Source organism: Streptomyces alkaliphilus (assembly GCF_014141535.1).
GTDB lineage: Bacteria > Actinomycetota > Actinomycetes > Streptomycetales > Streptomycetaceae > Streptomyces > Streptomyces alkaliphilus.
The window spans coordinates 1-11,239 of record NZ_VKHT01000061.1; the positions used below are offsets into that span (position 1 = coordinate 1).

At 70.2% G+C, this 11,239-nt stretch carries 7 protein-coding genes; 2 read left to right on the forward strand and 5 right to left on the reverse strand.

The window, feature by feature from the left end; all coding sequences use genetic code 11:
- Nucleotides 1-202 precede the first annotated feature (202 nt).
- Nucleotides 203-2,809 carry an ATP-dependent chaperone ClpB gene (gene clpB, locus FNQ90_RS04025; RefSeq protein ID WP_182604996.1) on the forward strand — a complete coding sequence of 869 codons (2,607 nt, stop codon included), beginning with the start codon at nt 203-205 and terminating at the stop codon, nt 2,807-2,809.
- A 50-nt stretch (nt 2,810-2,859) separates the two neighbouring features.
- Nucleotides 2,860-3,510: a YbjN domain-containing protein gene (locus FNQ90_RS04030; RefSeq protein ID WP_182604997.1), complete on the forward strand. Its 651-nt coding sequence runs from the start codon at nt 2,860-2,862 to the stop codon at nt 3,508-3,510.
- A 231-nt stretch (nt 3,511-3,741) separates the two neighbouring features.
- Here FNQ90_RS04030 and FNQ90_RS04035 read toward each other — a convergent pair whose 3' ends face one another.
- The 5 genes from FNQ90_RS04035 to FNQ90_RS04055 form a co-directional block, all read right to left on the reverse strand.
- Nucleotides 3,742-4,779: an ABC transporter ATP-binding protein gene (locus FNQ90_RS04035; protein ID WP_182604998.1), complete on the reverse strand. Its 1,038-nt coding sequence runs from the start codon at nt 4,777-4,779 to the stop codon at nt 3,742-3,744.
- The gene (locus FNQ90_RS04040; RefSeq protein WP_182604999.1) at nt 4,776-5,999 is read right to left on the reverse strand and encodes an ABC transporter ATP-binding protein; all 1,224 of its coding nucleotides are present in this window, start codon (nt 5,997-5,999) and stop codon (nt 4,776-4,778) included. Before FNQ90_RS04040 ends, FNQ90_RS04035 begins: the two co-directional genes overlap by 4 nt.
- Nucleotides 5,999-6,994 carry an ABC transporter permease gene (locus tag FNQ90_RS04045; RefSeq protein WP_182605000.1) on the reverse strand — a complete coding sequence of 332 codons (996 nt, stop codon included), beginning with the start codon at nt 6,992-6,994 and terminating at the stop codon, nt 5,999-6,001. Before FNQ90_RS04045 ends, FNQ90_RS04040 begins: the two co-directional genes overlap by 1 nt.
- 12 nt (nt 6,995-7,006) lie before the next feature.
- A complete protein-coding gene (locus FNQ90_RS04050) occupies nt 7,007-8,518 on the reverse strand; it encodes an ABC transporter permease (RefSeq protein ID WP_182605001.1) in 1,512 nt (503 codons plus the stop codon).
- Nucleotides 8,519-8,745: 227 nt separating this feature from the next.
- Entirely contained in the window at nt 8,746-10,572 is a 1,827-nt protein-coding gene (locus FNQ90_RS04055) for an ABC transporter substrate-binding protein (protein WP_182605002.1), read from the reverse strand.
- Nucleotides 10,573-11,239: the final 667 nt, after the last annotated feature.

Sequence of the window (11,239 nt, forward strand, 5' to 3'; positions counted from 1 at the left end):
GTGCGGAGCGTTCCGGGGCCCTTCCGGGGCGGCGGGCCCCGGTGTGAGGGGCGGGCATGTCGAAACAGCCTTGAGCGTAGTAGACTCAACATTGTGCATGGTTGAAGCCTCAGCCGTGTGCCCCGCGGGGGCGTCCGGAGGCCGGACGACCCGGACCACCACCCATCAACCGACCGGAAAGCCGGAGGAGGGGAGCTCCCGGGTGAACGCCGAGCTGACCAACAGGAGTCGGGACGCGATCGGCGCGGCCAACAACCGCGCGCTGACCGACGGCCACCCCGACATCACCCCCGCCCATCTCCTGCTCGCCCTCCTGGAGGGGCAGGACAACGAGAACATCCGTGATCTGCTGGCCGCCGTCGAGGCGGACCAGGCCGCGTTGCGCTCCGGCGTCGAGCGGCTGCTCGGCGCGCTGCCGAGTGTGCAGGGCGCCTCGGTCGCCAAGCCGCAGCCCAACCGCGACCTGCTGGCCGTCATCGCCGACGCCTCCAAGCGGGCCGGCGAGCTGGGCGACGGCTACGTGTCCACCGAGCACCTGCTGATCGCGCTCGCCGCCCGGGGCGGGGAGACCGCCGAGCTGCTGCGCCGCCAGGGCGCCACGGACAAGGCGCTGGACGAGGCGTTCCGCGCGGCCCGGGGCGGGCGCCGGGTGGACTCCCCGGACCCGGAGGGCAGCTACAAGGCGCTGGAGAAGTTCGGCACCGACCTCACCGCCGCCGCCCGCGAGGGCCGGCTGGACCCGGTGATCGGCCGCGACCACGAGATCCGGCGCGTCGTGCAGGTGCTCTCCCGCCGCACCAAGAACAACCCGGTGCTGATCGGCGAGCCCGGCGTCGGCAAGACCGCCGTGGTGGAGGGGCTGGCCCAGCGCATCGTCAAGGGCGATGTGCCCGAGTCGCTGCGCGACAAGCGCCTGGTCTCCCTCGACCTCGGCGCCATGGTCGCCGGCGCCAAGTACCGGGGCGAGTTCGAGGAGCGGCTCAAGACCGTCCTGGCCGAGATCAAGTCGAGCGAGGGTCGGATCGTCACCTTCATCGACGAACTGCACACCGTGGTCGGCGCCGGGGCGGGCGGTGACTCCGCGATGGACGCGGGCAACATGCTCAAGCCGATGCTGGCCCGCGGTGAGCTGCGGATGGTCGGCGCCACCACCCTGGACGAGTACCGCGAGCGGATCGAGAAGGACCCGGCGCTGGAGCGCCGCTTCCAGCAGGTGCTGGTCGCCGAGCCGACCGTCGAGGACTCCATCGCCATCCTGCGCGGTCTCAAGGGCCGCTACGAGGCCCACCACAAGGTGCAGATCGCCGACAGCGCCCTGGTGGCCGCCGCGACCCTCTCCGACCGCTACATCACCTCCCGCTTCCTCCCCGACAAGGCCATCGACCTCGTCGACGAGGCGGCCTCCCGGCTGCGCATGGAGATCGACTCCTCCCCGGTGGAGATCGACGAGCTGCAGCGCGGGGTGGACCGGCTGCGGATGGAGGAGCTCGCGCTGGCCAACGAGTCCGACGAGGGCTCCCGGCAGCGGTTGGAGCGCATCCGCCGCGAGTTGGCCGACCGCGAGGAGGAGCTGCGAGGTCTGACCGCCCGCTGGGAGAAGGAGAAGAGCGGCCTCAACCGCGTCGGTGAGCTCAAGGAGCGGCTGGACGAGGTGCGGGGCCTGGCCGAGCGCGCCCAGCGCGACGGCGACTTCGAGACCGCCTCCAAGCTGCTCTATGCCGAGATCCCGGCGCTGGAACAGGAGCTGGCCGAGGCATCGGAGGCGGAGGAGGCCGGGCAGTCGGTCGAGGGCTCCGGCCCGGACAAGCTGGTGAAGGAGGAGGTCGGCCCGGACGACATCGCCGACGTGGTGGCCTCCTGGACCGGCATCCCCGCCGGTCGGCTGCTGGAGGGCGAGACCGAGAAGCTGCTGCGCATGGAGCAGGAGCTGGGGCGGCGCCTGATCGGGCAGGGCGAGGCGGTGCGGGCGGTCTCCGACGCGGTGCGGCGCAGCCGCGCCGGTGTCTCGGACCCGGACCGGCCCACCGGATCCTTCCTCTTCCTGGGCCCCACCGGCGTCGGCAAGACCGAGCTGGCCAAGGCGCTGGCCGACTTCCTCTTCGACGACGAGCGGGCGATGGTCCGCATCGACATGAGCGAGTACTCCGAGAAGCACTCGGTGGCCCGTCTGGTCGGTGCCCCGCCCGGCTACGTCGGGTACGAGGAGGGCGGTCAGCTCACCGAGGCGGTGCGGCGTCGTCCGTACACGGTGGTGCTGTTGGACGAGGTGGAGAAGGCGCACCCCGAGGTCTTCGACATCCTCCTCCAGGTCCTGGACGACGGGCGGCTCACCGACGGCCAGGGCCGGACGGTGGACTTCCGCAACACCATCCTGGTGCTCACCTCCAACCTCGGCAGCCAGCACCTGCTGGACCCCACCGAGAGCGTGGAGCAGCAGCGCGCGGCGGTGATGGCGGCGGTGCGGGCGGCCTTCCGCCCGGAGTTCCTCAACCGGCTGGACGACGTGGTGGTCTTCGAGTCGCTGACCGGCGAGGAGCTGAGGCACATCGCGCGGCTCCAGCTGGACGCCCTGCAGCGGCGGCTGGTGGACCGGCGGCTGGTCCTGGACGTGTCCGACGACGCGCTGCGCTGGCTGGCCACCGAGGGCAACGACCCGGCCTACGGCGCCCGGCCGCTGCGCCGGCTGGTGCAGACGGCGGTCGGCGACCGGCTGGCGCGGGCGATCCTCGCCGGTGAGGTGCGGGACGGGGACACCGTGGGGGTGGACATCGATCCGGACGGGACCGGTCTCCGGGTTGCCGGAACCTGAGGGCGATGCGTAAGGATGGAGATTCACGCCGCGTACGAAGGGACCCATCCGTGTCTGTCGATCCGTCCTCCATCCCGAACTTCGGTGGTCGCCCGCCGCAGTCCGGCCAGTCCGGCCAGTCCGGCCAGCAGGGGCAGCAGCAGGGGCAGCCGAAAAAGCCGGTGGGGCCGATCCTGCCGGACCAGGAGCTGGTCAAGCGCCTGCTGGACCAGATGAAGCTGAAGTACGTGGTGGACAAGGAGGGCGACCTGGTCGCCCCCTGGGAGCAGTTCCGCACGTACTTCATGTTCCGCGGGGAGAAGCAGCAGCGGATCTTCTCCGTGCGCACCTTCTACGACCGGTCGCACGACATCGAGGACAAGGCGCGCCTGCTGGAGACGGTCAACGACTGGAACCGGCGCACGCTGTGGCCGAAGGTGTACACCCACACCCACGACGACGGCAGCGTCCGGTTGATCGGTGAGCAGCAGTTGCTGATCGGCATGGGCGTGGCGCTGGACCACTTCATCTCCAGCACGGTCAGCTGGGTGCGGGCCTCCATCGAGTTCGACAAGTGGCTCACGGAGACCCTGGGGCTGGCCAAGGACGCCGACTCGGCCGGGGCGGGCACCGATGCCCCCGACGCCGGGACCGGCGACGTCTCCGACAAGGGGGACGCCGGCGAGGCGGGCGACGGCGAGAAGGGCCCCCGCGCCGACTGACGCCCCGCCCGCCCGTCCGGCATCGGTGTGTCCCCGCCGGAGCCGACACCGGGCGCTCCCCGGGCCCCCGGCCGCCCCGTGCGGTCCGGGGGCCCGCGTCGTCCGGGGGCCGTCGCGCCGCCCGGGGTGTCCCGGACACACCGGAGGCCCCGGACCGTGCGGTCCGGGGCCCCGATGCGCTGCCGTCGGAACGCGGGAGACCCGCGACGGACGGGAGGGTGACGGTGGTGCTCAGATCACCTTCCGGTCCTCCTCCGCGAAGTGGCAGGCGACCGGGTGGCCCGATCCCCGATCCACCAGCGCCGGCTCCTCGGTGGCGCAGATCTCCTGCGCCTTCCAGCAGCGGGTCCGGAAGCGGCAACCGCTCGGCGGGTCGATCGGGCTCGGCACGTCACCGGTGAGCACCGTCCGCCTGCGCCTGCGCTCCTTCTCGGGGTCGGCCAGCGGCGCGGCCGACAACAGGGCCTGTGTGTAGGGGTGGGAGGGGCGCTCGTAGACCTCGTCGCGGGCGCCGGACTCCACCACCTTCCCCAGGTACATCACGGCCACCCGGTCCGAGATGTGCCGCACCACGGACAGGTCGTGCGCGATGAACACGTACGCCAGTCCGAGCCGGTCGCGCAGGTCCTCCAGCAGGTTGACCACGCCCGCCTGCACGGACACGTCCAGCGCGGAGACCGGCTCGTCGAGCACGAGCAGCTTCGGCTCCAGGGCCAGCGCGCGGGCGATGCCGATGCGCTGGCGCTGGCCGCCGGAGAACTCGTGCGGGTAGCGGTTGCCGTGTTCGGGGCTGAGGCCGACCAGCCGCAGCAGTTCGGCCACCCGGTCCTTGCCGCCCCCGCGCCAGCGGCCGTGCACCTTCAGCGGCTCGGCGAGGATGTCGTTCACCGGCAGCTTGGGGTTCAGGGAGGCCATCGGGTCCTGGAAGACCATGCCGGCGTCACGGCGCGTCCGCTGCATCTCGGCGCGCTTGAGACCGGTGATCTCCCGGCCCTCGAAACGCACCGAGCCCGAGGTGGGCTTGATGAGCTGGAGGATGGCCCGCCCCGTGGTCGACTTGCCGCAGCCGGACTCGCCGACCACGCCGAGCGTCTGCCCGGCGCCCACGGACAGGGAGACACCGCTGACGGCCTGCACCTGTCCGACGACGCGACGCAGCACGCCCCCGCCCACGACGGGGAAGTTCACCACCAGGTCGGTGACGGTCAGCAGGTCCTCGGCGGGGGCGTCGACCGTGGCGGTCGCGCCGGACTCGGGGGTGGTGGTCATCGTCCCTCCTCCCTTTCGGCACGGAGCTCGGCCTCGGTGCGGAAGAACACGGTGGCGTCCTCCGCGGCGCCGAGCCGGTCGCTGTGGTGGCAGGCGGCGCGGTGCTCGCCGATGGGGCCGGCACCGCTCGGCGCGGGGGTGTCCCCGGCCTTCCCGGTGGCACCGGGCACCGGCAGCAGCTCCGGCTCGTTCTCCCGGCACTCGTCGGTCGCCAGCGGGCACCGGGGGGTGAACGGGCACCCCTGCGGCAGGTGGATCAGCGAAGGCGGGGTGCCGACGATCGGCCGCAGCCGCTCGGTGCGGTCGCCCTCCATGGAGGGGATCGAGCCGAGCAGACCGGCGGTGTACGGCATGTGCGGGCGGTAGAAGACCTCGTCGGTGGCGCCGATCTCCACCGGCTTCCCGGCGTACATCACCAGGGTGCGGTGGGCCATGCCGGCGATCACGCCGAGGTCGTGGGTGATCATCACGACCGCCGCGTTGACCGCGTCCTTCACCTCGAGGAGCTTCTCGAGGATCTGGGCCTGCACGGTGACGTCCAGGGCGGTGGTCGGCTCGTCCGCGATGATCACGTCCGGGTCGTTGATGATCGCCATGGCGATGACCACGCGCTGCCGCATGCCGCCGGAGAACTCGTGCGGGTAGGCCCGCAGGCGGCGGTCCGCCTGCGGGATGCCGACCAGCTCCAGCATCTCCTTGGCCCGGGCCATGGCCTTGGCCCGGGGCACCAGCTCGTGCGCGAGTACGGCCTCGGCGAGCTGGTCACCGACGGTGTGCACGGGGTTGAGCGAGGTCATCGGGTCCTGGAAGACCATGGCGATCTTCCTGCCGCGCAGCGAGCGCTGCTGCTTGGGCCGCATGGCCAGCAGGTCCTGCCCGCGGTACAGCACCCGGCCGCGGACGCGCGCGCTGCGGGGCAGCAGGCCCATCACGGCCATCGAGGAGACCGACTTGCCGGAGCCGGACTCGCCGACGATGCCCAGCACCTCGCGGGCACGCACGGTGTAGCTGACGCCGCGCACCGCCTTCACGGAGCCCTCGTCGGTGGGGAACTCCACCGTGAGGTTCTCCACCCGCAGGACCTCCTCGTCCAGCGGGGGCTTGGAGTCGGCGAGGGTGTAGGCGGTGTGGACCTCCTCGGCGGACTCGGCGAGCGCGTCCGTGGCCGCGGAGGAGGTCGCCAGGGCCGCCGACGGGTCGATGGGGGTATTCATGCTCATCAGGCACGCACCCTGTTCTGTCGGGGGTCGAAGGCGTCGCGCAGGCCGTCACCGATGAAGTTGATGGACAGCGCGGTCGCGATGATGAACGCGCCGGGCCAGTAGAACAGCCAGGGGCGGGTCATCATGGCCGTCCGGTACTCGTTGATGATCTTGCCCAACGAGGTGTCCGGGGCCTGGACGCCCAGGCCGAGGAAGGACAGCGCGGACTCCAGCAGGATCGCCGACGAGATCGCCAGGGTCACCGAGACGACGATGATCCCGATGACGTTCGGCAGCAGGTGCTTGAAGATGATCCGGGCCGCGGAGGTGCCCACCGAGCGGGCGGCCTCCACGAATTCCTTCTCCCGCAGCGCCAGCACCTCGCCGCGCACCAGGCGGGCGGTCTGGGTCCAGGTGACGGCGCCCAGCACCAGGCCGAGGGTGACGATGTTCTGGTTGCCCCACATCACCGCGACCATGGCCGCGAAGAGCAGGGTGGGGATGGTGATCATCAGGTCGGTGGCGCGCATCAGCGTGGCCTCGGCCGCGCCGCGGAAGTAGCCGGCGACGGCACCGATCACGGTGCCGACCGCGGTGGCCACCACACCGACGATGACCGCGATCACCAGGGAGACCTGGGTACCGCGCATCACCACCGCGAAGTAGTCGCGGCCGATGTTGTCCTGGCCGAAGGGGTGTTCCCCGAGGTGGACGCCGCCACCGCCGAGGAAGCCCGGCCACAGGCCCAGGGTGGGCCGGCCGCCGTTGACCAGGTCGGCGGTGCCGATGTGGTTCTTGTCCCACCAGCCCGGGATGGGGCCGGCGCCGATCGAGGTCACCGCGAGGGCGATGACGAAGAAGAGCAACGCCATGCCCGCGATCGCGCCGCGGTGCCGCAGGAAGCGGCGGATGACGAGTTGGGTCTGGGTACGGGCCTTGACGTTCATACCCTGGGCGGCGTCACTCGTGCCGGGGGTCTGTCCCGGGGCCGCCGCCGGGGTGGGCTGCACCATGACGGTCTCCTTTCAGGACAGCCGGATACGGGGGTCGAGGTAGGCGTAGACGATGTCCGCGATCATGTTGAAGACCACGATCGCCGTGCCCGCCACCAGGAAGAACGCCATCACCGGGTTGGGATCGCGTTCGTTGATGCCGGTGATCAGCAGGTCGCCCATCGCCCGCCAGCCGAAGACCGTCTCGATGATGACGGCGCCGCCCAGGACGGTGCCGATGTCGAAGGCCACCAGGGTGGTGATGGGGATCAGGCCGTTGCGGAAGGCGTGGCGCAGGATGACGGTGCGCTCGGGCAGGCCCTTGGCCCGCGCGGTGCGCACGTAGTCCTGGTTCATGACCTCCAGCATGCTGGCCCGGCTGTACCGGGTGTAGCTGGCCAGCGAGATCAGCAGCAGCGCCATGGTCGGCAGGATCAGGCTCCCGAAGGAGTCCAGACCGTGGTCCCAGAAGCTCCCGCTGTAGTTCGGGGTGCTGGCGCCGATGGTGGAGATCGGACGCCCGCGCACGGACTCGCTGAAGGAGGCGAAGGACTGCAGCATCCGGTCCACGAAGATCACGGCGGCCGTGAACAGGCCGGTGAGGATCGAGACCGGGACGGCGGAGCGACGGTACAGCTCGCCGCCGACGAAGTACCCCACGGCCCAACATATCGCCACGGTCAGCAGCGCCAGCAGGCCCATGAACCACCACGTCGGGTCGTCCAGGAAGGGCAGCAGGGCGAAGTGGGAGACCAGACCGAGGGCGGCGCAGATCGCCGCCGCCTTCATGGTGGGGTTCCACTCCAGACCGCTGAAGAGGGTGGCGAAGCCGACGGCGGCGGCGCCTGCGGTCAGGCCGATGACGATCGGACCCAGACCCGGGTCGGCGAACCAGGCGGTGGCCGAGAGCACGGCCAGCAGCACGGCGGTGACGGCCGCGGCGACACCGAAGGCCATCAGGCGGGTGCGGCGGTCGGTGACCAGCAGCGAGGAGAAGACCGCGCCCATGAACAGGGCGATGAGCCCGATCACCCACCAGGCCAGCGAGGGATCGGCCAGCCAGTCGTTGAACTCGATGGCGCCGTACTGCTTGAGCAGGGTGGCCACCCAGAAGACCGGGAGGGAGAAGCAGACGAAGACGCCGAAGGTGACGCCCAGGTCCAGGGCGCTGTACTGGCGCAGCGCGGAGATGACACCGATGCCGACGCCGATGACGATCGACAGGACGGTGGCGGCGAGAACCAGCTGGAGGGTGGCGCCCAGCGCCCGCTCCAGCATGAGGTTGACGTCCTGGCCGACCCGGTTGGTGCCCAGGTCGCCGGTGAGGACACCGCCGAGCCAGAGGAAGTAGCGGGCCACGACGGGTTTGTCGAGGTTCATCCGCTCGGTCCGGTCGGCGATGGCCGCCTCCCGGTCCTGCGGGGGGAGTTCCCTGAGGTCGGCCAGGGGGTCCCCGAGATTGGCGGCCATGATGTACACCACGAAGGTGGCTGAGAAGAAGATCAGCACCGAGGTGACGAGCCGCCGCGTGATGAAGGCAAGCATGACGCTGACTCCTGGAGGTCAGGAAGGGAAACCGGCGCGGAGCGCGGGACGCCCGGGGGCGGGCCGGGACGCGGGTCCGACGTGCCCGAGCGGGGCCGGGAGGCGATGCCCCCCGGCCCCGCTCGTGCTGTGGTGTCGCGGTCGCCGCGTCGGAGCGGACCCGGTTGGGCCGGATCACTCCGCGTGCGGTGGACGGCGTACTCCCGCGGGGCTCACCCCGCCGGGAGTCAGCCGATCCGCCACTCCGGCTGGTTCCAGACGTAGCTGTCCTGAGCCGGGCTCGGCTTCACGTTCTCCAGGTTGTCGGCGTAGGCCAGCAGACCGGGGTGGGCGAACAGCGGGATGGTGACCTGGTCCTCCCACAGGATCCGCTCGACCTCGAAGACCAGCTCGGCCTGCGCGTCCAGGTCGGTGGTCACCAGGATCTCGGAGAGGATCTCGTCCAGCTCCTCGTTGGAGTAGCAACCGTTGTTGTTGCCCTTGCCCTCGGGGGTGCACTCGGCGCTGCGGAAGGTGGAGTTCCAGCCGCTCACCTGGGCGGAACCGACCCAGGCGTACATCGCCACGTCGTAGGTGTTCTGGGACAGACCACCATCGAGGTCGAAGAAGTTGGCCTCGAAGTACGGCTGGATGTCGAAGCCGGCCTCGTCGCAGCTCTCCTTGATGAGCTGGGCGGTGTTCTCACGGCGCTGGTTGTTGGCGATGGCGCCGAGGCGGACGGTGGTGCCGACGGCGTCGGCCTCCTCCAGCAGGTCACGGGCGGCCTCGATGTCGGCCTGGCCGTACTGGTCGCCGCCGCTGTACTCCACGGCCGCCTGGTAGTTCTCCTCGAACGGCGCGACGTTGCGGACGTCCTGCGGCTCCGCGGTCTCGGCGATCGGGTTGATCAGACGCTGCACGATGACGTCGCGCGGCACGCAGAGGGCGAACGCCTCGCGCAGCCGCAGGTCGTCGGCGAGGCTGCCGCTGTCGAAGTTGAAGTCCAGGTGCTCGTAGACGTACTGGTCGAACTCCTCCAGCACGACGCCCGGCATTGCCTGGAGCTGTTCCTTGATGTCGGCATCCGGCTGCGGCTGGATGATCTGCACGTCACCGTTCTGCAGCGCCTGCGGCTGCTCGGTGCCCGGGACCAGTCGGTAGACGACCTCGGCCACGCCCGGGGCCTCGCCCCAGTAGTTCTCGTTGTAGGAGATGGTGACGGTCGAGCCGGCCTCGTAGCCGCTCAGCTTGAAGGGGCCGGAGGAGGGGATGAGGGCCTCGTCCGGGAGCGAACCCTGGATGGTCCAGCCGTTGTTGAAGAAGGTCGCGGCCTCCTCCAGTGCCTCGACGTCCTCGTCCAGGATGGCCTGGGTGAAGTCCTCGACGCTGTCGAAGCCGCCCTGCTCGGCGACCACGTGGGCGGGCATCATGGAACCGTTGCCACCGCTGGGACCGTTGGACTCCCAGTCGGCGTAGGGACGGTCGTAGACCAGGGTGAAGGTCTTCTCGTCGCCCTCGCAGCCGGGGGACTGGACGTCCTCGATGCCGCCGGTGCCGATGGCGGAGAAGAGGGCCTGCTCCTGGAGCTCGGTCTCGCCGGTCGGCTCGCCCTCGTCGTCCAGGACGTCGACCTCGCGCTCGGTGGTCAGGTGTGCGCCCTGCTGGACCCACCACAGCGTCACGTCGTTGCAGTCGATCGGGACACCGTCCGACCAGACGGCGTCCTCGTTGATCGTGTACTCGACGGTCAGCGGGTCCTCGGAGGTCAGCTCGTAGGTGCCGAACTCGGTGTTCCGCTGGATGGAGCCGTCCTCGCCGAAGTGCCAGAAACCGGTGGTCACCCACAGGTTGACCACGCTGTTCTTCAGCGAGTTACCGGTGGCGACGGTGTTGTTGTAGGAGTCGTACTCCTGGTCGTTGGCGACGTAGATCGAGCCGGTGGGACCGTTGCCGTTCCCGCTCGCCTCACCGGTGTCGCCACCGTTGTTGCTGTCATCGCTGCTGCACGCGGAGAGGACGAGAGCCCCTCCGAGTGCCGCGGCGACCAGTTTCGACGTTCTGCCGAATCGGGTCATCTTTCGGGCCTTCCGCGGTGTGATGACTTCGGGTGTGAAGTTGCCCGGAAGCTTCCTCACAGATCGCGGAGACAACAAGTGCGTACCGGGGACCGTTGTGCAGCCGAGATACGAATCACTCTGAGTTGTGACCCCCGGATCCCCTCAAAGGGGTTGCAAACGACTCGAATCGTCGTCGGTCGTTCGCGGTGAGCGTGCATGGCCGTTCGTAATCCGGGCGGCCCCGGGTGAACACCTGACCGGAGATGCCCTCCGGAGGATGGAAAACGACCCAAGATGGATCAAAACCCCATCACTTGCCGGCGGTTCGTGGTTCCTTGGTGATGTGGCGGGAGGTCCGGCTCACCCCGGGATGGTGGGTTTTCCCACCTTTCCTTCGGTTTCTCCCGCTCATCTCCCCTTGTGACCGCTCGTCCCCCGAGTCGTCGGTGCCCGCTCCTCCCGCTCTTCCCGTTCCGTGGACCCGGCCCCCGCCGGCTCCCCGGTGGGGGTGACCGAAGGGGCGGAATCCCGCCGGCCGAGAAATTCGTGCTGACTACATCTTTGCATCCCTCGCCCGGTGCCCCGAACCCGGTACCGGCGTTCCCGATCACCGCTTTCGATCACCGAAGTCATCCCCCGTGGATCGGCCCCCCACTCCTTTTCGGCCGGCCCCGGGGTCGGCTCC